General features: G+C 36.7%; 21 protein-coding genes. 8 read left to right on the top strand and 13 right to left on the bottom strand.

All coding sequences use genetic code 11. The features are described from left to right. Nucleotides 1–5: 5 nt before the first annotated feature. Complete coding sequence (locus tag EA772_RS18030) at nucleotides 6–689, top strand: pseudouridine synthase (RefSeq protein ID WP_124914396.1); 684 nt, start codon at nucleotides 6–8, stop codon at nucleotides 687–689. Nucleotides 690–727: 38 nt separating this feature from the next. Next, the gene (locus tag EA772_RS18025; protein ID WP_124914395.1) at nucleotides 728–1,462 is read left to right on the top strand and encodes a hypothetical protein; all 735 of its coding nucleotides are present in this window, start codon (nucleotides 728–730) and stop codon (nucleotides 1,460–1,462) included. A gap of 86 nt (nucleotides 1,463–1,548) precedes the next feature. Here the strand turns inward: EA772_RS18025 and EA772_RS18020 are convergent, their stop codons facing one another. From EA772_RS18020 to EA772_RS18010, 3 genes are all read right to left on the bottom strand, one after another. Further along, on the bottom strand, nucleotides 1,549–2,904 hold the full coding sequence (locus EA772_RS18020) for an MATE family efflux transporter (RefSeq protein ID WP_124914394.1): 1,356 nt from the start codon (nucleotides 2,902–2,904) through the stop codon (nucleotides 1,549–1,551). Between the two features lie 119 nt (nucleotides 2,905–3,023). Continuing rightward, a complete protein-coding gene (locus EA772_RS18015; RefSeq protein ID WP_010601420.1) occupies nucleotides 3,024–3,650 on the bottom strand; it encodes an RNA-binding domain-containing protein in 627 nt (208 codons plus the stop codon). 6 nt (nucleotides 3,651–3,656) lie between these two features. After that, nucleotides 3,657–4,142, bottom strand: coding sequence for a DUF4442 domain-containing protein (locus tag EA772_RS18010; RefSeq protein ID WP_010601419.1), 486 nt, complete (start codon nucleotides 4,140–4,142; stop codon nucleotides 3,657–3,659). A 332-nt stretch (nucleotides 4,143–4,474) separates the two neighbouring features. On the opposite strand from EA772_RS18010, the gene EA772_RS18005 reads away from it, so the two are divergent. The 3 genes from EA772_RS18005 to hemF all read left to right on the top strand — a co-directional run bounded on the left by EA772_RS18005 (nucleotide 4,475) and on the right by hemF (nucleotide 7,034). Continuing rightward, the gene (locus tag EA772_RS18005) at nucleotides 4,475–4,687 is read left to right on the top strand and encodes a hypothetical protein (protein ID WP_029204312.1); all 213 of its coding nucleotides are present in this window, start codon (nucleotides 4,475–4,477) and stop codon (nucleotides 4,685–4,687) included. A gap of 99 nt (nucleotides 4,688–4,786) precedes the next feature. After that, nucleotides 4,787–6,016 (top strand): MFS transporter, encoded by a 1,230-nt coding sequence (locus EA772_RS18000; RefSeq protein ID WP_124914393.1) that lies wholly within the window; start codon nucleotides 4,787–4,789, stop codon nucleotides 6,014–6,016. Between the two features lie 124 nt (nucleotides 6,017–6,140). Beyond that, a complete protein-coding gene (gene hemF, locus EA772_RS17995) occupies nucleotides 6,141–7,034 on the top strand; it encodes an oxygen-dependent coproporphyrinogen oxidase (protein WP_124914392.1) in 894 nt (297 codons plus the stop codon). 183 nt (nucleotides 7,035–7,217) lie between these two features. Here the strand turns inward: hemF and EA772_RS17990 are convergent, their stop codons facing one another. The 3 genes from EA772_RS17990 to gyrA form a co-directional block, all read right to left on the bottom strand. Then, entirely contained in the window at nucleotides 7,218–8,363 is a 1,146-nt protein-coding gene (locus tag EA772_RS17990; protein ID WP_124914391.1) for a lipopolysaccharide assembly protein LapB, read from the bottom strand. A 108-nt stretch (nucleotides 8,364–8,471) separates the two neighbouring features. After that, nucleotides 8,472–9,560: a lipopolysaccharide assembly protein LapB gene (locus EA772_RS17985; RefSeq protein WP_124914390.1), complete on the bottom strand. Its 1,089-nt coding sequence runs from the start codon at nucleotides 9,558–9,560 to the stop codon at nucleotides 8,472–8,474. Nucleotides 9,561–9,585: 25 nt separating this feature from the next. Further along, a complete protein-coding gene (gyrA, locus tag EA772_RS17980; protein ID WP_124914389.1) occupies nucleotides 9,586–12,177 on the bottom strand; it encodes a DNA gyrase subunit A in 2,592 nt (863 codons plus the stop codon). A gap of 281 nt (nucleotides 12,178–12,458) precedes the next feature. Between gyrA and EA772_RS17975 the strand changes: the two genes are divergently transcribed. Continuing rightward, nucleotides 12,459–13,670, top strand: a complete 1,212-nt coding sequence (locus tag EA772_RS17975) for a TCR/Tet family MFS transporter (RefSeq protein WP_124914388.1) — start codon at nucleotides 12,459–12,461, stop codon at nucleotides 13,668–13,670. Nucleotides 13,671–13,672: 2 nt separating this feature from the next. On the opposite strand, the gene EA772_RS17970 is transcribed toward EA772_RS17975, so the two are convergent. Continuing rightward, nucleotides 13,673–14,425 carry a hypothetical protein gene (locus tag EA772_RS17970; protein WP_124914387.1) on the bottom strand — a complete coding sequence of 251 codons (753 nt, stop codon included), beginning with the start codon at nucleotides 14,423–14,425 and terminating at the stop codon, nucleotides 13,673–13,675. Nucleotides 14,426–14,466: 41 nt separating this feature from the next. Further along, entirely contained in the window at nucleotides 14,467–15,819 is a 1,353-nt protein-coding gene (locus tag EA772_RS17965; RefSeq protein ID WP_124914386.1) for a PhoH family protein, read from the bottom strand. A gap of 723 nt (nucleotides 15,820–16,542) precedes the next feature. Between EA772_RS17965 and EA772_RS17960 the strand changes: the two genes are divergently transcribed. Beyond that, nucleotides 16,543–18,726: an FUSC family membrane protein gene (locus EA772_RS17960; RefSeq protein WP_246833987.1), complete on the top strand. Its 2,184-nt coding sequence runs from the start codon at nucleotides 16,543–16,545 to the stop codon at nucleotides 18,724–18,726. On the opposite strand, the gene EA772_RS17955 is transcribed toward EA772_RS17960, so the two are convergent. From EA772_RS17955 to EA772_RS17945, 3 genes are read right to left on the bottom strand one after another with little or no spacing between them, the layout of a single operon-like run. Then, the gene (locus EA772_RS17955) at nucleotides 18,723–19,163 is read right to left on the bottom strand and encodes a hypothetical protein (protein ID WP_124914384.1); all 441 of its coding nucleotides are present in this window, start codon (nucleotides 19,161–19,163) and stop codon (nucleotides 18,723–18,725) included. The two genes, EA772_RS17960 and EA772_RS17955, sit on opposite strands and share 4 nt — an antisense overlap. A 3-nt stretch (nucleotides 19,164–19,166) precedes the next feature. Then, nucleotides 19,167–20,162: a PorP/SprF family type IX secretion system membrane protein gene (locus EA772_RS17950; RefSeq protein ID WP_124914383.1), complete on the bottom strand. Its 996-nt coding sequence runs from the start codon at nucleotides 20,160–20,162 to the stop codon at nucleotides 19,167–19,169. Next, nucleotides 20,162–22,549, bottom strand: a complete 2,388-nt coding sequence (locus EA772_RS17945; protein WP_124914382.1) for a gliding motility-associated C-terminal domain-containing protein — start codon at nucleotides 22,547–22,549, stop codon at nucleotides 20,162–20,164. Before EA772_RS17945 ends, EA772_RS17950 begins: the two co-directional genes overlap by 1 nt. 453 nt (nucleotides 22,550–23,002) lie before the next feature. Between EA772_RS17945 and EA772_RS17940 the strand changes: the two genes are divergently transcribed. After that, nucleotides 23,003–23,413 (top strand): organic hydroperoxide resistance protein, encoded by a 411-nt coding sequence (locus tag EA772_RS17940; RefSeq protein WP_010601836.1) that lies wholly within the window; start codon nucleotides 23,003–23,005, stop codon nucleotides 23,411–23,413. 59 nt (nucleotides 23,414–23,472) lie between these two features. Here the strand turns inward: EA772_RS17940 and mgtE are convergent, their stop codons facing one another. After that, complete coding sequence (gene mgtE, locus EA772_RS17935) at nucleotides 23,473–24,822, bottom strand: magnesium transporter (protein WP_116168184.1); 1,350 nt, start codon at nucleotides 24,820–24,822, stop codon at nucleotides 23,473–23,475. A gap of 73 nt (nucleotides 24,823–24,895) precedes the next feature. Beyond that, a complete protein-coding gene (gene corA, locus EA772_RS17930) occupies nucleotides 24,896–26,017 on the bottom strand; it encodes a magnesium/cobalt transporter CorA (protein WP_168187596.1) in 1,122 nt (373 codons plus the stop codon). Nucleotide 26,018: the final 1 nt, after the last annotated feature.

Below are 26,018 nucleotides of genomic sequence, written 5' to 3'. Positions count from 1 at the left end.
GCCGCATGTTGGAGATTATTTATGAGGATGAACATTTGATTGCCATTAACAAACCACACGGTTTATTGGTACATCAATCTTCTATTGCAAGAGATGCCACAGAATTTGCTTTACAAATGCTACGCGATCAGGTTGGTAAACATGTAAGTCCGGTACATCGGTTAGATAGAAAAACCAGTGGAATCTTACTATTTGCATTTGATAAGGAATCGGAGATCGCCATGCACCAGCAATTTATGAACGCAGCCACTGAAAAAAAATATTTAGCGATTTTACGTGGCTTTACGCCCGATAAAATGGATATTGATTATCCTTTGGCTAAAGAGAATGGAACCATGCAGGACGCTTTTACTTCATTTATAACTCTGCAAAAAGCAGAAGTAGATGTAGCATTCGGTAAACATGCAACTTCCAGGTATTCATTGGTTGAGGCAACTCCAAAAACCGGCCGTATGCATCAGTTGAGAAGACATTTCAGTCATATTCTTCATCCAATTATTGGCGATAGAACTCATGGCTGCAATAAGCAAAATAAATTTTTCCTCGAACAATGGAATATGACAACGATGTTGCTCCATGCATCAGAATTGAAGTTTATTCACCCAAAAACCCAAAAAGAAATCCACTTAAAAGCAGATTTACATGATGAGTTTAAAAGAGTAATGGATTTCATGAAAATGAAGCTTTAACACAATTTTTATAACGAAAAACTGTTTATAAAACATCTATGAATAAATACTTACGTTTAGCTTTCCCAATTTTAGCGCTTTTTGCCAGCAGTTGTTCTTCCGTTTACATGCCTAATGTACCAAATACGCCAATGCTAAGTAAGCAGGGTGAATTTAGCGGTGGCGGCCATATTTCCCTAAAAGGTAATGCCAGTATTAACGGTGCCTATGCCGTTTCAAACCATATAGGTGTTCTGTTCAGCGGATCTACGATGAACAGTGAACGCCGATCGAAAGATTTCGGGCACAAATTGGTTGAAATAGGTGGTGGTTATTTTGATACTTTCGGGCCGGATAATAACCGCATTATAGAAATTTATGCCGGCGTTGGAAAGGGTTGGAGTGACATCACATTCAGAGATTTTAAAAATGATGTTTTAGTAAGTAGCGAACTTCAGGAAGTGGATTATAGAAAATCTTTCCTTCAGGTAAATTATAGTTCTAAAAAGAAAAACAATTTAAAGTTGTTCGGCAAAGATTTTCCAATCAATTATGGTACGGCATTGAGAATTAGTCATGTAAAGATGGATCGCTTCTTTTTAAATGGTGTTTTTCAGCCTAAAGAGGATAATATTTTCTTTGAGCCAATCTTTTTTACCAGAATGGGATTAAGTAAAACCATTCAATTACAGTATACAACAAGCAGTAATATTGGCCTGAAGAACAGAGACTATATGTCTGCCGGGAATTCAATTTTCACCATCGGGGTGGTGGTGAATGTTGGTGGGAAATAAAACAACTTAATGACTTTTCAAATCTTCATGAACGAGCGATGGGAGATGAAAGTTCATCTGTAAATACATTTAAATAAAAGCGCCAGTTATTGATTGAGGTTTCTTGTTTTGTTTTGAAACCTCAAAAACAATAGGATAGAGGCAGTTAGCAAACCAAAGGTGAGGCCATACCAAATCCCGTATACTCCTAACCCGAATGTAAATCCTAGTAGGTAACCTACCGGAATACCTACCACCCAATACGCTAAAAATGTGATAAATGTCGGCATATTCACATCGCCGATGCCACGCAATACCCCTAAACCTACCACCTGTGTTCCATCGAATAGTTGGAAAAAGCCTGCAATGATCAGCAACTGTCCGGCAATGGCTACAACTTTGGCGTCATCAGTATAGATGAACGGCATAATAGTATGCGCTACGATAAAGATGATCGCGGTACAACTCATAAAAAGTAAAATGACATGATAACTTGCAATGGCAGATTTGCGGAGATCATCAAAACTTTTTTTACCAAAATTATTTCCCGTTTTTATTGTTGCTGCAGAAGCAATACCGCTGGCAATCATATACGTCATCGATGCTAAACTAATTGAAATTTGATGTGCTGCCTGTTCTACAGCACCAATAGTTCCAATTAGAATAGCTGCACCGCTAAAAGCACTGATTTCAAAGGAATACTGCATCGCAACCGGTGCACCAATTTTAATAATTTTTGTGGCATAAACCTTATCAATAAACGTAGCCTTAAAGCCAATGAGGTACTTTTTAAAATGTTTCGACCGCAGTACATAAATCGCCATTACAACAGCCATCAATGATCTGTCTATCAGCGTACTTAAGCCAACTCCACTTACGCCCATCGGCTTGATGCCAAACAATCCTTTTACAAAAATAATCCCTAAAGTGATATTTAAAACATTACCCCAAATTGAAACATACATTGCCTGCTTGGTAAAGCCTAAACCTTCGGCAAACTGTTTAAAGGTTTGGAATACCAGTAAAGGAATGATGGATATGGATAGCAATCCGAGATACGGCTTAGCATAAGATACAACTGCTGGTGTTTGATTTAAATGATCGATTACCAGCAACATTCCAAAATGCACCAATATGTAAAGAAATACACCAACTAAAATGTTAATTATTAAACTGCTCGATAGAAGTTTTCCGCATTCCTGATCATTTTGGCGGCCATGTTCTTGCGCAATTAAAGGCGTTAATCCGTATGAAATACCTAAACCGATCACCATGATCAAAATAAAGATGCTGTTAACAAGCGATACAGCAGCAAGCTGTGTAGTGTCAGTGAAGTGGCCCACAATTACACTATCGGCCATGTGTACCAAAGTGTGCCCAACTTGCGATCCAACTATTGGCAATGCCAGGTGAAGATTTTCCTTGTAGTAGGGTTTGTATTTGGTGTAAATTTTAGAAAACATAAGTCTGCAAAGGTCAGCTTTTTTAACATGAAAAAAGATAGCTTTGATTAATTATGCGAAATAATTGCCAATTATATTGATGCGTTTCTCCTCCCTTCAACGGGAAAAAGATTGCGTCATTATACAGCTACAAAATATTCTTCCTTTTCTGAAGTATAGGCTTTAATTACGTTGGTGAGAATGAGATTCACCAGGATTTTCTGTGCTTTCCGATACGAGCAGCGTAATAACTTGCTCAATTCCTTCAATGTAATTCGCTGATTGCGATCTAGATATTCCAAAAGCTTTTTTTCATTATCAGAATAGGAAATCAAAATGCCTGCATCTTTATGATCATTTTTAAGTACTTCAACAATGATTTTGCTCGCCAGTACACTCTTATCGTCAATGCGGATATATGCCCACCATTTCTTATGTTCATCCAGTGCATAATGCGGCTTAGTATCGCTCTCCGGAATGTTGGCGACCAACACCAATTTTTCATCAACATAAATTTCTTCGAAATAAGGTTCAATGGCAGGCTTGCAAAACTGATGCGCAGCCGTTAGAATCATGTATTTTTCTTCTTCTTCCGATTTTACCCCTTTGATGGAGCCATCATCCGCTACGCCAATAAGTAATTTCCCACCTTTATTATTGGCAAAAGCAACTAAACTTTTAGCAATTTTTTCAGTGTTGGTAATCGTTTTTTTGAAATCGAGCATCACACCTTCGCCCTGTAGAATTAAATTTTTAATACTTGGCATAATAGATCAATAAGCAACAGTTGGCATTTCGCCTTGATGCAGGTTTCGGATATAAACTTCGTTCATTACGGTAGCACAAAGTACTCCGTTTTTATCAGTAATTTCCATAGGAAAAGCTTTCACAAATTTACCAACGGTTTTTAAAGCATCTTCGGCTTCAGCTATCATCTCATCGGTTACACGAATGGTGAAATATAAATTAGATCTTCCAGGTTTTAAATATTGAATAGATGCACTTTTTAACCACACCCGAACTTTAAACCCCCTTCTTTGCATGAGCTGATCAAATAGCAGCGCATAAAATGGGTCGGTGGCTGCATAAATGGTACCCCCGAAAATAGAACCATTATAATTTTTATTCAGGAAGCTTTTACTAAGCTTAACAGTGCAACTTCTAAAATCATCTTCAAATTTCTTCACCCAAATGCGCTGGAAAAATAAAGGTGGATAAAAGCGCATTACCCATTTCAAGGTGTTTTGAGAAATAATCATATTGCCTAATATCAGAAAGATTTAGCACCTTTTAAAGTTTTTACACCTGATGTTGAGTAATATTTCAGTAAATAAGGATGATGCATGACTCTTTTGGGAAAGCAAAATTAACTTAATTAGGTTGCAGCCAGTACTAAACATGATTATTTAATAAACTTGCAACTTATTTCCAGTAGGATCAACCTTTCAAGCTGGCTGAGATTCTAGTAATCATTCGTTATTGAAAATGCAGCTATGAATCAGCTACATATCTAAAAACGCCTATAGTTGATAACAAAATTAAAACTAAATGATTACAAGGTTGTTAAGTGTATAGATAACAATAAAAAACTATGAAAAAAATAATTTTAAGTCTTGCTTTTGCTGGCACATTGATGATTGCCACATCAGCATGCAATTCATCTAAGAATATGGCTGGTTCATCAGACAGTACTTCGATGGATTCTACAGCAACTACGGCGCCAATGGATACGACAAGAACCACACCGCCAGATACATCTAAAACTACACCACCGGATACAACAAAAACACCTCCGATGCAGTAATATAAATGCCACTCTAAATCAAGAGTGGCATTTATTTTTATAATCTGTTTTATTTATTTGTGCTAATTTGTACTTTCAGCAAATAAACCAAATATCGAAATGGATCCAAAATCTAAAGCAAACAATCGTAATGTTATATTTTTAGTCATCGTAGCCGCTCTAGGTTATTTTGTTGATATATATGATCTTGTTTTATTCTCGGTAGTTCGTGTTCAGAGTTTAACTGAAATTGGTGTTTCACCTGAAAATATGCAATCTGATGGTTTCTTGATCATCAATTCTCAAATGTTTGGATTGCTGCTCGGGGGAATTCTTTGGGGAGTATTGGGCGATAAGCTTGGCCGAATCAAAGTGCTTTTCGGCTCCATTTTGTTATATTCTTTAGCTAATATCGCGAATGGTTTCGTTACATCGGTAAATAGTTATGCTATTATCAGGTTTATTGCTGGTATTGGTTTGGCCGGAGAGCTTGGAGCGGGGATTACGCTGGTAGCTGAAACCATGGATAAAGAAAAGCGTGGTTACGGCACCATGATTGTTGGCGCAATTGGATTGCTAGGGGCAGCCGTAGCCGCAACGGTAGCTTCAAAATATACCTGGCAAACCTCATATTTCGTAGGTGGCGGAATGGGACTGGTTTTATTACTCCTTCGGGTTGGTACTTTTGAATCAGGAATGTTTAAACATGCCGCCGGTGCTGACGTTTCAAAAGGAAACATTTTTATGCTTTTTAACTATAAGAAGCGTTTTCTAAAATATCTCTATTGTATTTTAATTGGTATCCCATTGTGGTTTGTAGTTGGAATTCTAGTTACACTCGCTCCAGAATTTGGGAAGGCATTGGGCGCCACTGAGCCTTTAAAAGCCGGAACAGGAATTATGTTCACTTATTTTGGTATTGCAGTTGGCGATGTGGTTACGGGCCTGCTTTCTCAAGTGTTGAAATCCCGTAAGAAAACCGTATTCTTTTTCCATTTGCTTTCGGCAATCAGCGTGGTAGTTTATTTAACCAGTTATGGATTAACAAGTGATTCCTTTATCTGGATTTGTTTATTTATGGGCTTTTCCGTAGGATATTGGGCTACTTTCGTAACCATAGCATCAGAGCAGTTCGGAACTAATATTCGTGCTACGGTGACTACAACAGCTCCTAATTTTGTACGCGGTGCACTTATTCCGATTACTTTTTTGTTTGAATTTCTGGCAAAAAAATATGGTTTAATTTCGGCAGGCTATTTAGTTATGGGTATTTTAACCATCATCGCCATGTTTGGATTAAGTCAGTTAAAGGAAAGCTTTAGCAAAGATCTTGATTATCTGGAAGAATAATCAGCAATTTTGAACACAAAGTTCCTGATATAAAATTAGTATGTCAATCCAATGTACTATCTAAACATTTATCAATTTAGCTCCTTTAATAGCTTTAAATTTGTGCGTACTTAATCACACCACCATGTTTAAAGAAGAAGTTTCAGAACGTTATAAGCAAATACAGGATGAAATTTGCAGGGGATTAGAAATTGCTGACGGAAAGGGAAAATTTCAGGAGGAGCTTTGGGAAAGAAATGGTGGGGGAGGCGGTCGCACCCGAATCATGCAGAACGGCTCGATTATTGAAAAAGGCGGTGTAAATTTCTCTGCCGTATATGGAAAACTTCCGGAACCGGTAAAAAAAGCTTTCAATGTAACTGAAGATGATTTTTTCGCTACTGGAGTATCTATCGTTATTCATCCCAATCATCCGCTGGTTCCAATTATCCACATGAACATTCGTTACTTTGAGTTAAATGAAGAAACGCGTTGGTTTGGTGGTGGCATTGATTTAACACCGCATTATGTGTTTGAGAATGATGCCCGTTTTTTCCATCATAAATTGAAGCAGGCATGCGATGATTTTAGTGCCGATTTTTATCCGAAATTTAAAAATCATGCTGACGATTATTTTTTTATCAAGCACCGCGAAGAAACCCGTGGTATTGGTGGAATTTTTTACGATCGCTTGAAACCAGAAAATACCAATTTATCCTGGGAAGAAATTTTGGATTTTTCGATTAATGTTGGTGAAACATTTCTGCCAATTTACACAGAGTTGATTGACCGCAACCGCGATAAGGAATTCACCGAAGTTCAAAAAGAATGGCAATATCAGCGTCGCAGCCGCTACGTAGAATTCAATTTAGTTTATGATTCCGGAACCAAGTTTGGTCTGGAAACCAATGGCCGGATTGAATCCATATTAATGAGTTTGCCGCCACAAGCCAACTGGGGTTATAATGTTCAGCCAGCTAATCATACCGATGAATACAAAACACAGCAATTTCTGAAAAAAGGAATTAACTGGGTTTAACGATTTATTTACGCATTTATGATGGTTATCGAATTGGCTCATCTAAATTTTCAGTTTTTTGGTACAGCGTCCAATTTTAATCTGATAACCATCTTCTTAAAATATAGAATTTAAAGTCTTATAATTAATATTATGTTAAGTTTATGTTTCTGATAACTATCCTATTCTTGTAATTTTGCTATTCTATAGTTCCTGTAGTTTGCGATTCAGTTCCTGAACTTTGTCTGTTGCATTTTTTCTGGTATAAATGTCAACGAGTAACTGAACTGTTTTTTTATCGTTAGGATTGATTTCATTTGCTCTTTGTAAAGCAAACTGCGCCCGGTTAATTAGATTATTATATTTGCTCGCTTTGTCTGCTTCGTTTTTCGAGAGCGTTTCATTTGCGCTGTTGATATAAGCCAGACTTAACTGATAAAGTGCATCAAAATAATTTTGGTCACTATCAAGCGCTTTATCATAAGCTAGAATTGCTGTCGCATTATTTCCATTTACTTGCTGTAGATAACCGTACAAAAAGTATAATAATTTATTACCTTTTTCAACTTTTAAATTTCCCTCAATTAATGCAGCGGCCCTGGTATAATTCTCGGTATCCAAAAGCAGATTGATGTAATCGTTAGTTAGGTTCCTTTGAAATGGGTTTTTTACCAATCCATCTTCCAAAGTTTTGATCGCCGTTTCGTTATCGTATTTTGCTACATATAACTGTGCGAGTTTTTGAAACATTGCCGCATTCTGAATACCATTATCTTTCGCCCTTTTAAAGTAATTTATTGCTTCATCATAATTCTGGATGTTTAAAGCACAAATTGCCGTATTCAAAGCTAATGTAGTATCTGCAGGAAAACTGTCACTCACTTCTTTCAGGTCGGTGTAAGCTTCTGTAAAATCGTTATTAAAAAATGCTGAGTTAGCTTTCTCCTGTTTTTTGATTAAAATATTATGGTTAGAAGCCTTAATTAAGCCAGAGTTGTCTTCATACTTATCTAAACCCCTCGCCTGCTTAATTGCTGCATTCGCGGCCTCATAAAACTTATCAGAGTTGGCTTTATCAGTATCGATCAGTGATGCGAACGATGTTAAATATGATTTAATCGACCAGGTTTCTGCCCAGTTTTTTGTTTTGTTATCCTTCTCTGCTGATTCTATAGCTTTAAGACCTTCAGTAATAATTGAAAGTTGCTTTTTTTCATCCTCTTTATTGGCAATTGAGGCTTGAAGTTTACCTACCGCATTTCTGGCAATTAGTATCTGGCTTTTTTGAGCAACAGCATTAAATGAAACAAAAAATGAGAGGGCTAATATCAACTTTGAACCGTTATGCATAGGATAATCGTACGTTTAATTCGTAAAATGTTTTGGTAATGCCGTAAAAATAAACAAAAAAAAAGAGTCCCGAATTAATTCGGGACTCTTTTTTCAACTTGCAATATATTATTGCTTAGGAAGTGCATCTAAACGTTTTTTGATGTCTTCATAATTTTTAGTGTCATTTCTGAAACCATAAATTGTTTTTAAAGTTTCTAGCGCACCAGCATTTTTAGGATCAATTTCTAAAGCCTTTTTGTAAAAAGGTAAAGATTTATCTAATAAGCCATTCATTTTGGCGGTTACGTCATTAAATTCTTTAACTTTTTTAGCATCGATTTTATTTCTTTCATTCTGCAATTTTAAAGCTTGAGAGAAATAAATATTTCCTAATAAAACCTGATAATTTGGATTAGTAGGCTCTTTTGTTGCCAATGCATTTAACATTTGCTCCGACTTAGCAGCATCTCCCCTGTCGATATAAATTTGGGTTTCTGTTTTAATTAACTCTACATTATCAGGATATTTTGCTACCGCTTCTTTGATGATTCCTAAAGCAGCAGTGGTATCTTTTTGCTTACGTAACGTAATGTCAACCAATTCGTTGTATAATTCTGATGATTGTGGCGAGTTTAAAGAAATAACCTTTTTGAACTGCTGAACAGTAGCTGGCCAGTCTTCGGTATTTCTTGCTGCAATACCAGCATTTAAATACATCGAAGTATCCTGAGGATTAATTACTGTTGCCTGAACAAATTTGGTATATGCTGTCTTGTAATCTTTTTTGTTGTAAGCCATCACACCCGCATTTCTCACAGCGTTAGCAATATTCGTTTCAGCTAAAGCAAAATTGTCTTTTTCTGATCCTTTCGCATCAATTTTTTTGCCTTCAGTGATCGCTTCCTGAGCAATTTTGATGTTTGCATCTGCGTTTGCAGCATCCACAGTATCTAAAATTGCCGCTGATGAAGCAAACAAAGCACGATATGACCATGCTTCTGGCATTACTTTAGATTTCTCATCAGCAATTGCCTTATCCGTATTAGCTAAACCACTTTTAATAGTTTCTAATTTTTTTGCTAATGGCGTAGAAGCACCTTGTGAAGTCAGTTGAAAAATGCCCCACTTTTTTTTAGCCTCGTTAACCTCGCTTTTCTGAGCAAACGCAGCGCTTACAGTGCCTGCTAAAATTATACCTAGAAATACTCTTTTCATAATTTTTATTCTAATCTTAATTTAGTTAATTTTCTTCTTCCGTTTCGTCTTCTGAATCTGTTTCATCTTCTTCAGTGTCTTCTGTCTCAGTTGTGTCGGCTTCCAGCTCTTCCCCGTCAGTTACCACAACATCTGCTAAATCTACTGTTTCTTCTTCATCTTCTTCGTGATCGATTTTAGTTACTGAAGCAATTTCATCATCACCTTTTAAAGATATCAAACGAACTCCCTGAGTAGCACGCCCCATCACTCTTAAAGCAGAAACAGGTATTCTAATTACAATGCCTGATCTGTTGATGATCATCAAATCTTCGCTGTCTGTAACGTCTTTAATTGAAACTAATTGTCCTGTCTTTTCAGTAACGTTAATGGTTTTAACACCTTTACCGCCACGGTTTGTAACACGATAATCTTCAATATCTGTTCTTTTACCGTATCCTTTTTCTGATACTACTAACACCGTAACCTCCGGATTGTTTACAGCAATCATGCCAACAACCTCATCTTTATCATGTGCCAATCTAACCCCACGTACGCCGGTCGCCGTTCTACCCATCGGGCGAACAGTTTTTTCGTTGAAACGAATTGCCCTTCCTGAACGTAGCGCCATTACCACTTCGCTTTCGCCGTTGGTTAAACAAGCTTCCAATAAAACATCTCCTTCGTTGATGTTAATTGCATTGATACCGTTTACACGTGGACGAGAATATGCTTCCAGAGAAGTTTTCTTAATGGTACCTTTTTTAGTACACATGATAATGAAATTGTTCTCTAAATACTCCTGATCTTTAAGGTTTTTAACTTTGATATAAGCCTTAATTTTCTCGTCTTTTGGAATGTTGATGATATTCTGAATCGCCCTTCCCTTACTTGTTCTCGAACCTTCAGGAATTTCGTAAACCCGTAACCAGAAACATCTTCCAGCCTCGGTAAAGAATAACATATAGTTATGATTGGTTGCAACCAACATGTGCTCAATGAAATCTTCATTTCTTGAGGTGCTGCCTTTTGATCCTTTTCCACCTCTGCCCTGCGCCCTGAAATCGGTTGCTGGAGTACGTTTTACGTAACCCTCGTGAGAAATTGTAATCACCACTTCTTCATCATCGATAAAGTCTTCCATGCTCATATCTTCAGCAGAATGAACAATGGTCGTTTTACGTTCATCGCCGAACTTTTGCTTAACCTCTTCAAGCTCATCTTTGATAATCTTCATCCGCAAACCTTCATCTGCAAGAATAGATTTCAAGTATTCAATGGTTTTCATTAACTCAGCATATTCTTCTTTAATTTTATCACGCTCTAGTCCTGTTAAACGACGAAGCGTCATATCAAGAATTGCCCGAGCCTGGAGATCACTTAAACCAAATTTCTCCATTAAACCCAAACGGGCTTCTTCAGGTGTTTCTGAAGCACGGATTAATTTAATTACTTCATCCAAATGATCTAAAGCAATTAAATAACCCTCTAAAATATGAGCTCTTTTTTCGGCCTCTGCCAATTCATATTTGGTACGGCGAATTACTACATCATGACGGTGATCTACAAAATGTACAATTAAATCTTTCAGATTTAACATCTGCGGACGACCTTTTACCAATGCAATATTATTTACACTGAAAGATGTTTGTAGAGCCGTATACTTATATAAGTTATTTAAAACGATGGATGCATTTGCATCACGTTTAATTTCATAAACAATACGAATACCATCTTTATTGGATTCATCTTTGATGTTTGAGATACCTTCCAGCTTTTTCTCGCCAACTAATTCAGCTGTACGCTCAATCATCTGTGCTTTATTTACCTGGTAAGGAATTTCGGTTACAATAATTACTTCACGATCTTTAATACTTTCAATTTCGGCTTTAGCACGCATCACAATACGACCGCGACCAGTTTCAAAAGCCTCTTTAACACCATTATAGCCGTAAATAATACCACCTGTTGGAAAATCTGGAGCTTTAATAAACTTCATTAATTCTTCGATGGTAATATCTCTGTTATCGATATAGTTTATAATACCATCGATAGATTCTGTTAAATTATGTGGCGCCATATTGGTCGCCATACCTACCGCAATACCAGATGATCCGTTAACCAAAAGGTTAGGAATTTTTGCCGGCAATACTGTTGGTTCCTGTAGCGTATCATCAAAGTTCAGTTGAAAATCTACCGTATCTTTGTTAATATCAGCAAGCATTTCTTCAGCAATTTTCGAGAAACGTGCCTCCGTGTAACGCATTGCAGCTGGCGAATCACCATCAATATGTCCGAAGTTTCCCTGACCATCAACCATTGGGTAACGTAAACTCCAATCCTGAGCCATACGAACCATGGTGAAATAAACAGATGAATCTCCGTGTGGGTGATACTTACCTAAAACCTCACCCACAATACGGGCAGATTTTTTATGTGGTTTATTACTTGTTACACCAAGATCGAGCATACCATATAAAACACGGCGGTGTACCGGCTTTAATCCATCGCGTACATCAGGCAAAGCCCTTGATACAATAACCGACATTGAGTAGTCAATGTAGGCCGATTTCATCTGCTCCTCTATATTAATTTGGATGATTTTGTCGTTTTGTTGATTTTCTAAATCTTCTGCCATAAATTATTATTCTCGTTATCAAAAACGATATTTCAAAAAAAGGTGTTATTATAACCTTGCGAATTTAGCAAAAATATGCCGAAATAAGGCATTGTGGAAAAGTTTTGCCTATCTGTAAAGCTTTTCTGATGCTGCGTTTTTTTAATGTGCTTAAAGCGACATTTAAATGATTTTTCTTAAATCAACTAAGTTAGAGATTCGCATTGTTGATGTATTACGATGTGATACAATTGTGATTAGCTCATTCAAATTTCTATTTTTGTTTATAACCAAAAATTATAATGGCTAAACAAAAAAAGTCAGCGATGATTTTTATCATGATCACGCTGCTAATTGATTTTACCGGATTCGGAATTATTATACCAGTGTTGCCCAAACTGATTCAGGAATTTACAGGTGGTAGCGTTAGTGTAGCGGCCGATTATGGCGGCTACCTGATGGTTGCATTTGCATTGGCACAATTTATCTGCTCTCCAATTATGGGTGGCTTAAGTGATCAATACGGACGGCGACCAATTTTGCTATTCTCGCTCTTTGGCTTGGGTATCGATTATATTTTTCTATCCTTCGCTCCTTCTATATTTTGGTTGTTTATTGGTAGAATTATCGCCGGCATAACCGGAGCCAGCTTTACAACTGCTATGGCCTACATTGCTGATATCTCTGAACCAGAGAAGAAAGCTCAAAACTTTGGTCTTGTTGGTGCCGCATTCGGTGTGGGCTTTATTTTGGGGCCTGTAATTGGCGGTTTGTTCAGCACCTTTGGCTTAAGGGTTCCATTCATGATTTCTGCAGGACTTGCTTTGGTTAATTGGTTGTATGGATATTTCATCCTTCCAGAATCACTTGCCAAAGCTAAGCGTAGAGAGTTTTCCTGGAAACGGGCAAATCCGATTGGCTCATTCCTGAATGCTTCTAAATATCCGGCCATATTAGGGCTACTGGCAACCCTGTTACTCTTATATATTGCCAGCCATTCTGTACAATCAAACTGGTCATATTATGTAATCGAAAAGTTCCAGTGGGATTCTACCATGATCGGTTATTCATTAGGCGTAGTAGGTTTAATGGTTGCTATCGTACAAGGTGGATTAATCCGGTTCATCATTCCCAAAATCGGAAACCGAAAGGCAATTTACTTTGGCCTAATGTTGTATGTAATTGGTTTTGTGTGTTTCGCTTTTGCCAATACTGGTTTGATGATGATGATTTTTATCATTCCATATTGTTTAGCTGGTATCGGCGGACCAGCCATGCAAAGTATCATATCCAATCAGGTACCCGAAAATGCACAAGGCGAAATTCAGGGAATAACAACAAGTTTACAAAGTTTAGCCGCAATCATTGGCCCATGGTTGGCCAGCCATATTTTTGTTTATTTCATTCAGGATGGTACGCCATTATATTTTCCTGGTGCGCCTTTTATTCTAAGCGCCTTTTTAACGCTGATTGGTTTGTTTATCGCCATAAGGGCAATGAGAAAATATCATTAACCTCAAGCCCGAAGTATTTTAAATTCATTGTAAGCCATTACCACATTATAAACCATTAAAACCATTGCTTCAATTTTTAGGGTTTTGGATGTATCAATTTGCGCTAATGCAGAAAATAAAAATACTGCAGCAATCAATCCAATTGATATGAAAAAGGAAAGTTTAAACGAGCGGTAAAGCATTGATAACCTAAATAAGGTTTTTTTCTTGAACATTACCGGATCTTTGATCAATTGAATAATGTTGCTGAAAACAAAAAATAAAATCAGGATGATGGTGATGCCGGAAATGGTTCCTTGTTTTAAGCTTGGAATAACTAAAATTTGCTCGGAAACAAAATAAGCCACTATCAGGATGCAAGCTAGGGCTTTTAATAACTGCCAGTTTTTATCTCTAAGTAACCAACGCATCGCAGAAAACTTTTCCTGATCTGTAAGTATTTGCAGTTTAGCACGTGCTTCTGGAGAAAAGGAAACAAATGGATTAATAATACTGATGATAACGATAAGCAGGGTGCTTACAAATTGAAAAATACCGTCTGAAACCAGGACATGAATCCGATCATCTGTTAAGATGTTAGTGTTAAAAAAGGAGATTACAATTAAAACAATAATTACAAAATGAAATACAATAGGAAAATAGTTTTCAATATTTCCATTTTGTGTATTTGGGTTGTCTGCCAGTTTAAATTGATCATTATCGAGATATTTATTCATTAACCGAATAATTACCAGCAGAATAAAAAGTGAGAACATTTAGTTTGCGTTTGGTATAAGTTTAGGTTAGCAAAATAATATTATAATAGCGCATTTGCAAGATTAGCCAATTCGCTTCGCTCACCCTTTTGCAATGTAATGTGCGCATATAAAGGGTGATTTTTAGCATTTTCAATAAGATAAGATAACCCGTTGCTTTCCGAATCGAGATAGGGTGTGTCGATCTGATAGATATCTCCTGTGAAGACTATTTTCGTATGCTCACCCGCCCTCGAGATAATCGTTTTCACTTCGTGAGGCGTAAGGTTTTGCGCCTCATCAATAATGAAGAAGATCTTTGTTAATGTTCTTCCCCTAATAAAAGCCAGTGGTGCAATTGCAATTTTTTCAGTAGTAATCAACTCATCAATTTTGGCAGTCATTTTTTCATCGCCGCTAAACTGATCTTTAATAAAGCGAAGATTATCCCAAATGGGTGCCATGAATGGATCTGTTTTCGATTTGGCATCGCCAGGCAAAAATCCAATGTCTTTGTTGCTAAGCGAAACGATTGGCCGTGTAATATAAATTTGCCTGAACTCACGGCGTTGCTCCAAGGCACTCGCCAGTGCCAGAAGTGTTTTGCCGGTACCAGCATTTCCCTGTATGCTTACCAGTTTTATATTTGGATCAAGCAAGGCATGTATGGCGCAGGCTTGTTCAATATTTTTTGGTTTTATTTTAAAAATAGCATCGGTTGAAACCGCGGAAAGCGTTTTTAGTGCATAATTATAAAATACATTGACAACCTTCCGTTTGTTTTTCAATACATAAAAATGATTGCCCTCTTTTGCAGAAAGCGCTATATTTTCCGCCTCTATGAATTTGTTTTTTTTTACCTCATCAATAATTGATTCAGGAAAATTTGATAGTTCTGTTTTGCCAGCGTAAAGCTCATCAACATTTTTAATTTTGCCAGTTTCATAATCTTCAGCGTGTAAATCAAGTGCTTTGGCTTTCAACCGCAGGCAAATATCTTTTGAAACGAGCACAACTTTTTTGTTGACATATTCCTCTTTCAAAGTTAACGCGGCATTCAAAATTTTATGATCGGTTTTGCCCTTTCCAAATATTTCTTCGGCATCAATTTTTAAAGGCTGATCATTTAGAATGACCCTAAACTTACCAGCACTTTCTGTTTTCAGTTGAACCCAATCACTTATAAGTTGTTGTTTGGAGGTTTGATCAATTAACCTGATAAAACTTCTGGCTTCGAAATTCCGTGTATCATTTCCACTTTTAAAATGATCGAGTTCCTCCAATACCTGAATGGGAATAGCAACATCGTGTTCATGGAAGTTGTTTATCGCATCATGATCATATAAAATCACAGATGTATCTAAAACGAATATTTTTTTAGTGGGGTTAATATGGGTTTTACCTTTTTTAGCCATAAGGTAAATTTAATGTTTTAGATAGGATTTGCACCAACTACTGTGATCTTTTAACCACAAAGTAAAAAACGTTATAAATAAAAACGGGGTTCTTCTTCTTTCGATTCAGTTCCCCGTTTTAACCTTAAAAACAACCATAGTTGTATTAAAGCATCTCATTCTTGTTACTTTGATTTTCCGTTCTCGTTAGGTTTCGCAACTTTTACGATTCGTGAAAATTTATTTCCGACTATTCTGTTCGTAAACTTCCTAGTTTTCAATAAGCTCTGTTCGGGCCTGTGCGATTTTCATATAATCTATCTTTCGATGAGGATTATTTATATTCTTACTCGGTTTAACCCTTTCTGAAATTAATCGTTTCCCTGTGAACATATCCGAAATAACTCACTTTTCAGATCATTATTCCTTTTGGATTGTTTTATCAGAATTCAAAGTACTTCGTATTTGATATCATCTAATTTAGAACAAAAACACCCGTTTGTCAAGCAAAAATTAATGTAAATTATTAACATAGTTTTTAACCTAAAATTGCTGGTTATCAACATGATAAATGATTGTAATGTTGATTTTTTCTATTTATATGCATATTATTAAAGTTTATTAACATTCGTGCTTTGAAATATTATAAACATTTTATAACATTTTGGTAAACAATAGAATAGCTAATTTCTGCCTAGATTTTATAAAAAATCAAAAAACTTAATTTTCAGCGCAACAAAAAACATGGGTATTATGTTATTTTTGTACATGCAGATTAGGCAACCCATTCGAAATATTCAAGACTTTTTATTAAGTACTTACTTTGCGGATGGATTGCGAATTACAATAGGTGTTCTACTCCCCTCGCTTATATTGGCGCAATTCGGTATGCTAACCTATGGCATGACTTTATCACTTGGTGCTTTATGTGTGAGCGTGGTTGATAGCCCGGGGCCGATGGTTCACAGGCGTAACGCAATGTTCGTTACCACAGTGTTAATTTTCGTTTTTTCAATCATCACCGGACTTACCAATAAAAGCCACTATTTCATAGGCTTTTTACTGGCCATTTCGAGTTTTATATTTTCGATGTTTTACATCTATGGAGTAAGAGCGGCATCTGTTGGTACCGCCGTTCTGCTAATTATGGTGTTGAGTATCGACGATGTTCGCCCATGGCAAGAGGTGATTTCACATTCGCTGATGGTTTTGGCCGGGAGTTTATGGTATACAGGATTAAGTTATTTTGTTTATCGCCTTCGCCCCTTTCGTTTGGTGCAACAATCTTTAAGCGATTCTATTTTAGAGGTAGCAGAATTTCTGAGGGAAAAAGCTAAATTCTATCATCGGAACAATAACTACGATAAAACCTATGCAGATTTGTTGCAATTGCAGGTGTCGGTACACGAGAAACAAGATGCCGTACGCGAGCTTTTATTCAGAACAAGAGAAATTGTAAGAGATTCTAGTCCGGAAGGAAGATTTTTATTACTGGTGTTTGTAGATATGGTTGATTTGTTTGAGCAAGTGATGTCGACTTACTACAACTATCAGCAATTGCATGATCAGTTTGATAAAGCTGGTATTTTATCAGACTATGAAATGGCGATAAAACGTATTTCTTATGCTTTGGATGATATTGCCTTTGCCTTGAAAAGTGGTGGAAAGCCGGTGATTTCTAAGCGATTGCTTATAGAAATTGAACGATTAAAGATCAAAATCAATAACCTGGAGAAAAATAATACCAATCAGGAATATAGTACCATTGGGATTATTGCTTTAAAAAATATCGAAGTAAATATTGAGAATATTCTATCCAGGGTAAAAACGATCTTTAGTTACTTCAAGGTGCGAAATAATAAAGATATCCGTCAGGCGGAAGTGGATACTGAAAAATTCATTAAGCGACAGAAGTTCGATTTTGATTTGTTTAAGGAAAATCTCACCTACAGTTCTTCAACCTTCAGGCATTCGTTAAGGGTTACTGTGGTAATGTCGTTAGGGTTTATCGTCTCGCAGATGCTCGATTTTTCTCACAGTTACTGGATTTTGCTGACGATTTTAGTAATTTCCAAACCTGGGTTCAGTTTAACTAAAGAACGAAATTATCAACGTTTGATTGGTACAACCGTTGGCGCTTTCATCGGTATGGCTGTTGTTAGTTATATCCATGATAAAAATGCGCTATTTGTAATTTTGCTTATCTGTATGGTTGGTAGCTACAGTTTTCAGCGTAAAAACTATGTGGTAAGTGTTCTGTTTATGACGCCCTATATACTGATCTTATTTGATTTTCTTGGGATGGGTTCTATCGCGTTAGCCAGAGAGCGAATTTATGATACATTTATTGGATCAGGTATTGCATTGTTAGCCAGCTACTCGCTTTTTCCAACCTGGGAGCATGAGAAGCTCAAAGAAGCGATGACCGACATTATAAAAGCTAACAAAGCTTATTATGAACAGGTAGTAAGATTGTATTTTGAGAAAATTTATAACCGAACAGATTACAAATTGGCCAGAAAAGAAGTTTATGTAGCTACGGCAAACCTGGCATCATTGTTTCAGCGAATGTTCTCTGAGCCAAAAAGCAAGCAGTTGTTTATTAAAGAAGTGCATCAGTTTACAGCATTAAGTCATCTGTTGTCTTCTTACGTGGCCACCCTTTCGCTTTATAACAAAGAGCATGAATTTACCTTCGAGAACTTTGATGCCCTAAAACCTATCGCACAAAACACAGATTATTTGCTTGATACTGCAATAAACAATCTAATTGAAGGTAAGAACACGATTGAAAATGTTCCACTGATACGACTTGCAGATACAGGCTTAAAGATAGTTGAAGGCAAAGATTTAGTGCCAGAGCAATTTGACTTGATTCAGAAAGTTGCTTATGATATTTATAAGCTTACAGTTAAAATTAAAATTTAGTTTTTTGCAATAAATTCAATCACGCTGCAAGTGCTAAAAGGCAAAGTGTAAGTTGTTCCATTGTCTAACTTAAATACAATTTTTGCATCGCAGGGAAAATTCTTGTCTGCTAAATCTCTTGCTTCAAATATTATTGGATAAAACTTTTGTTCGGGATTATCTGACTTAACCGTCTCTTCCCTTAGTTTAAATTTTATTTTTAATTCTGCTTCTCCAGCTTTCAAATAAACTTTATCAATTTTTTTAAAACTCGAATTTGCGGTAAAATTAATCATTAGATGATTATCCATTCCGATGCTATTGTCTTTAAATAGTTCGAAGGCGTAGTAACTTTTATCGTCTCTAAAGTATTGGTAATCGATACTTTGCTTCGTTTGCTGACTATACGCAATAGTGCCAAATGCGATTAATGCGAAAAATAATAATGTAGTTTTCATAGCTTAAAACTTAGGGCATGGAACTTTAAAACCTTTAAAATTGTTATGTCTGTAAATAAATGATAGTTCATAAGTGCGGGGTGTTGCACTCAATAGTTTATTTCCATAAACCGTGTAGTTCAATCCGGCACTTACATCACCCATTGCTACGCCAACGTAAGGATAAAATGAGGCTTCGTTAAATTTAAACCACATGCCGAAATTTAGCTTCAAACGTGTTTCATCGTTAGGTTTGAAGCCTACAACTGTACCAAGAATAGTGTCTTTATTGTTTCTTTGAACATTATATACACCTGTAACATTTAAATCTACATAGTTGTTCAACAGATAAAGCATACCAAAATTAGCGGTCTGCCTTACCGGGACATATTCATTTGCGTTATTCAATAGAGTTTCTTGTGGTTTGGTGAGATGATAGTGTGCGTAACCCACAGCGAAACTCAATTGGTTAAAATTTGCAGCGAAATTAGCGCCGATGTTTACATCGAAATATGATGTTTTATCGTTTTTGAGGTCTAGATAGTTAGGCAGAGAATTATCAAAGCCACCATCGGTATATTGAGAAGCAAAGGTTAATTTATTGTAATCTAAAAATTTAGATACGTACGAAACTTGGGGGGCCAAACCAAACTTAAACCGATGTTCAACATCAAGGTATTGATAGTAAGACATACTGGCGCTGATGTATTGCGATTTTAAAGCCCTATTAAAAGATTCATCAAATAATCCGCTTAAACCTAAACTAAAAACGCTATTGGTAAAATTTTCATCCTCAACGAGTTTTATGTCGCCAGAAACACTATAGGTATTATAAGGATCGCCGAGGTTACCCCACTGCTGGCGGGTGTTTATTGCAATGCGATATTCTCCATCAAAAAAACCTGTATAAGCAGGATTTAGCGATAGCGGCGCAGCAAAATATTGTGAGAATTTAGGGTCTTGTGCTGAACAGTATAGTGTAATCATGCACAAAAATGAAGTGAGTAAAGATTTGTACATTATAATATAAGTATAGTTTTACCTGTAGACTGAAATTTTCCACCAAAGGCATCAATGCCTTCAGCAAACCATGAAAATGTTTCTAATGGCTGCATTTTGCTTTTAAACTGTCCATCCCAGCCATTCGATGCCAGATCTGTTTGATAAACGAGGATTCCCCATTTATTAAATACTTTGAAACTGGTTAATTTTTGGATGCTCACTAAAAACGGATATAATTTATTGTTGGTTTCCTTATGTGGTGTGAATGCTGTTGGCACAACAATTTTTGGTTGTGGCAATATATTAAGCTCAATTGGTGCCGATACGGAGCAGCCTTTATCATTTTGTAGCGATATATAGTAAATGCCAGCTTTGTTCATCCTGGTAGGATCTGCAATTGGCCGGGTAAGCAACGCATCATGGAAGTAACTAACTTTAGAAAAATCTTTACTTCCTTTTGTAATTTCGGCAGCGGTCAGATCAATAAAATCGTAGTCAAAGATTGCTTTTGGTTTATTAAGCACAATGGTTGGCAAGGAATTTATTGTGACATTGATTCTATCAGATACATAGCAACCAGATGCATTGGTTGCCTTTACGTAATAAATTCCAGATTTGCTTATTGATTTTGGATTGGATACTTTATCAGTGAGTGCTTCATCGCTAAAAAAAGAATAGCTCAATTTTTCTGAACTGCCCAGGTAAAGATTTTGATTGGTTAAATCTACCTTTTCCGGATAGCATACAGCCGCAGGATCTTTCACCGCTAATACAGGCAAATCGTTTACTACAACATCAATTTTACCATTAACAGCACAGCCCTGAGCATTGGTTGCAATAACAAAGTAGCTACCGGTTTTGCTGATATGTTGCGGATCGTGTATCGGATTTTTTAATGCTGCATCTTCAAAGAAACTGTATTTAAAAGTCGGATCGTTACCCACAAATATCTTACTTGAAGTAATATCAATTGTGTTTGGATAGCAAACCGCCACTGGATTACTGATGTTCAGAAGTGGTTTAGGACTAATAATTACCTGTACCGGAAGAATTTTATTGCAACCATAGTTATTGGCAAGGAGTACATAATATGTTCCTGACGTTTTAACTGCGTTTGGATTTGATAGTGGCTTCGATGCTTTATCATCAGTGAAATAACTTCTTGAAATTCCCTCTAAACTGGAATATAACTGATCATTTGTAATATCGACAGTTTGATCAAAACAGGCTATTAGCGGACTTTTAACCGACGCATTAGCCAGGTCAAAGACATTGATGTCAATTGTAGCTACACTTTCGCAACCTTTAAAGTTTGTTGCCTTGATATAGTACTTCGTATTTTGTTGAATTTTAACTAATCCTGTCAATTGCTGAGTTAAATCTTTATCCTGATAAACCAGATAAGTAAATTGATCACTCTTGTTTAAAATATAATTGCTGCTAGTCAAATCAATTTCTGCATTCTGACATACGGTGTTTTTCTCCAGTACCTGCATATGATAGTCTACGCTATGCACTACAGACGTGATTGAACTCGGGCAACCAAAGCCAGCATACGGAACCAGATCTAAGATAATTTTAGATCCCTCAGGTGGCGTAGGTTTGATATTGATTGATTGACCAGAACCATATTTAACAGATTTATCAGCATTGTACCAGTTGTAAAACTGAAAGCCACTTGGTCCGGAAATATTAAGTTCATCAGCACTTTTGCAAAAGGTATTTCCTACAATCAGGTCGCCGCATAAATTATCTACATCCACATATGCATAACCAAAATGCCCACCCAGTGCACAATCTGCACTTATAAATTCAATAAGTAACTGCTTTCCCTGATATCCGGATAAGTTTATGGTCACCGGTGTCCACTCCTTATAAATTATCGAAGCATTAACTTTTGATTTTTTAAATCCCGGTAAGGATGATGTTGCGACATATTCAAAAGAAGCACAGGGTATGTATTCATTTTTTTCAAGATCTTTTACCCGGGCTATAAAACGTGGCTGTTCTTCCAAAGGATGTGACGGATCTTCTAAAACAACGGCATACTGATAGGTTAGCGTAAACTCAGGGCGATCTGAAGGAACATTTAGCAAATATGAAACTCCATCAACCTGTGCACCAGTACCATTGTTTCCTAGTTTAACTGAAAAGTTTCCTCCGTTTTTCGGAATGAGATCAAATCCTCCATAATAATCTTTCTCAGCCTTATTGGTGATAATGCTATGTCTGCCTGGAGCTGGAGAGGCTACCTCATTAGTATAGATTACATTTTTGTTGCTATAAAGTGTAGTCAATCCTGTAAATAGCTTCCAGTTCCGAAAATTTCCATTTTCGAATCCAATGTTTTCCGGACAAGTTTGACCAACCAATTTTGAGGATGCAGCCAATATTGCTACACACATCAACAATAACAATTTATTACTCAACGGGACGATGAATTAAAAAGTGATACTGTAAAAATATTGTTTTAGTATATTGATGGATTTGTCGTCAAGCTGCAAAGCGGTTTTTTTACACGAAACCGGATAATGAAAATGAGTATAGATTAAGTTAACCGCATGTAGATTTAAAAAGATACATGATTGTATTTAATTAAATTACACGGTTATATCATGCTAATTACATTTATGTCGAAGTTTTTATATGGTTGTTTTTCTTGGTAAATTGAAGTAATGATTATCTAATCTAAAATTGTTTTTTTTACACGAAACTTGACAAAATTTTAGCTTAAAACGATTAATGATGATTGATTTGATGGTATTGAAGTAAAAAGGATTGCTACAAGTCGCTGATCATCGCTTCCAAACAAAGGCTGTTCGAATTTGTTGTTTGTACTTAAACAAAGGAATAATTTTATGGAAAAGCTATATACGGCTGAAGTTACAGCTACTGGAGGAAGAGACGGACACATCAAATCGAGCGATGGCATATTGGATTTTGAATTAAGAAAACCTAAAGAGCTTGGTGGACAAGGCGGTGCTACAAACCCTGAAGAATTATTTGCTGCTGCATGGGGTCCATGTTACTTAGGGGCTTTAGGTTCTGTTGCCGAACGCGAGGGTGTTGATGTAAGCGAGGCGAATGTAAAAGTTTTGGTATCATTCAATAAAGATGGAAATGCATTTTCTTTGTCTGCAGATTTAGATGTCCATATTCCAGGAATTTCACGTGAAGAAGCGCAAGCAATTGCTGATAAAGCACACAGGGCTTGCCCGTACTCAAAAGCAGTAAAGGGAAATATTGAAGTGAGGGTTACGGCCGTTTAAATTCTTAGCAAAATATGAAAGCGACTTCAGGGTCGCTTTTTTTATGCTCCAATATTTTATTACAGCAGAAGTTTACTGGCTAAACCTAAAATTAGCAGAAATCCAAAAACATCGGTAAAAGTGGTGATGATGATGGAAGATGCAATTGCCGGATCGATTCCGACACGTTTTAAAATTAACGGGATACCTGCACCAGTAACACCTGCAATCAACAGATTTCCTGTCATGGCTAAGAAAATTACTAAGCCGAGCATTGGGTTTCCATCAAAAAAGAATGCGAAAATAAAAACGATCAAGCCGTTGACAGCACCATTAATTAAACCAACCGTAAATTCTTTCAACACTGTTCGGTAGGCCTGTTTATCTGTTAAATCATAAAGAGAAATACGCCTTACTGTAACCGCAAGTGCTTGCGTGGCAGCATTGCCCCCCATTCCTGCAATGATAGTCATATAGGCAGCAAGTGAAGGAATTAGTTTGATTGTAGGATCGAAATATCGTACTACTGAAGAAGCCAAAAAGGCGGTGCCCAAATTGATGATTAACCAAGGTAAGCGAGATTTTACTGCTTCAACCCAGTTCCCACTTAATTCCTCATCTTCAGAAACCCCTGAAATTTTCAAAATATCTTCAGTACTCTCCGCCTCCATCACATCGATTACGTCATCGAAAGTAACTCTTCCTAAAAGTTTTTGATGTTCATCAATTACCGGGATACTGGTGAGGTTGTATTGAGAAATCAGATTCGCAACTTCTTCCTGATCGGTATCTGGATGAACATACACCGCATCCATTTTAACTAGCTCGGTAATTTGAGCATTGTGTTTCGCCTTGATAATATCTTTTAATGAGACAATTCCTTTGAAAATCTTTTCATCATCTACCACATAAATCGTGTAAAATTCCTCCATTTCCTCGCTCTGGCGGATAATTTCATCAATGGCATCTTTTTTAGTCAAATTGATGTTTACACAGATAATTTCTGTGTTCATCAAACCGCCAGCAGTTTTCTCGTCGTAGGTTAAAAGGTTTCTGATTTCAGATGCGTGTTCATCTTGTAAATCTTCGAGTATTTCGGCTTGCTCATGATCTTCCAGTTGCGAAATAATGTCAGTAGCGTCATCATAATCAAGTTCTTCTACAATTTCGGTACGTTTATCTGGATGAAGTTCGAAGAGGAGATTTTCAGGATGAGATTCCTCATCCATTTCAGAAATAATTTCAGATGCGATCTCAGCGGGCAGCAGGTTAATGATGTATCTTTGCTCCGATTTATCTAATCGCTCGAACAAAATGGCAATTTCTGAGGCATGATACTCCTCTAGAACCCCTTTTAGGGTTTCATCACCAGCTAAAATTGCATTTTTAACCTTTAATACATCGCTTTTATCTATCTCGAATGACTGCATCTATCTCTAAACCTCCTAAAATTGTTTAAAGCTACCAAAATTTTAAGCGCAATTAAAAGTTAATAGCATTAACTTACTTAAACCAGCCTTTTCTCCAAAAATATATTACCTGAATCACCGCGATTGCCCCCATTACAATCCATGTCCACATGTAGCCGTGGGGGCTATAGAGCTCTGGCATGTTATCGGGCATTACTTTACCGGTAACCGGATCTTCCCTGCTAAAATTCATCCCGTAAATTCCTGCAATAAAAGTTAAGGGAATAAATATTGATGAGATAATGGTTAACACCTTCATAATCTCATTCATTCGGTTACTGGTAATGGAAAGATTCATATCGATATTGGCAGATGCTATTTCCTTTAGTGATTCTATGAAATCAATGATCTGGATGCAATGATCATAAGCATCCTTCATATAGGTTTTAGTGAGATCGGAAATCAACGGACTATCAGTACGGATGATGTCGTTCAATTTATCGCGTTCTGGCCAGGCCACTTTCCTTATCGTTATTAATGATCGTTTGATGGCCTGGGTATCATACATAATCCTTCTATCCGGATGATCATAAAGCCGATCTTCAATGGCATCTAGCTCCTCACCCCAGAAATTTAATAAGGTAAAATAATTATCTACAATAACATCCATAATGGCATACATCAGATAGCTGCTTCCCCCTATCCTGATATTTCCTTTCCCGATTTCTAAACGCTTCCTTACCGGCTCAAAACAATCTGAGTAGGTTTCCTGAAAGGTAATTAATGTTCGTTCTGATAAAATAAAAGAGATCTGATCGTTGCATAGCACATCATCTTCACCTAGGTAAAGGTGCCTGCTAACAGAAAAAATGTATTTATCATTATCATATTCATCAAGTTTCGGACGTTGGTATGAACTCGTGATATCTTCCAAAACCAATCTGCTGATATCAAATTTAGCATAAAGCGTTTCAAAAATATTTGGATCAGCCAGGCCCTTAATATCAAACCAATAGTTAAAATCTTTATTTTCAACCAGTTTGTCGATATTATTAATGTTTTTCAATTCTTCCTTTTTATAACTTTTAGTATTATAAGTATGAAGAACGATAACGGGTTTCAAAGCTTCATCATCAATAGCATATAAACCAGGACTAGTGCCTGGAGCAGGGACTTTGTAATGTTTATGTCGATTACGAGGCTTATTCTTTCCCATT

This window comes from Pedobacter sp. G11, assembly GCF_003860265.1.
Taxonomy (GTDB): Bacteria; Bacteroidota; Bacteroidia; order Sphingobacteriales; family Sphingobacteriaceae; genus Pedobacter; species Pedobacter agri.
This window is presented reverse-complemented; position numbering and strand designations above follow the sequence as displayed.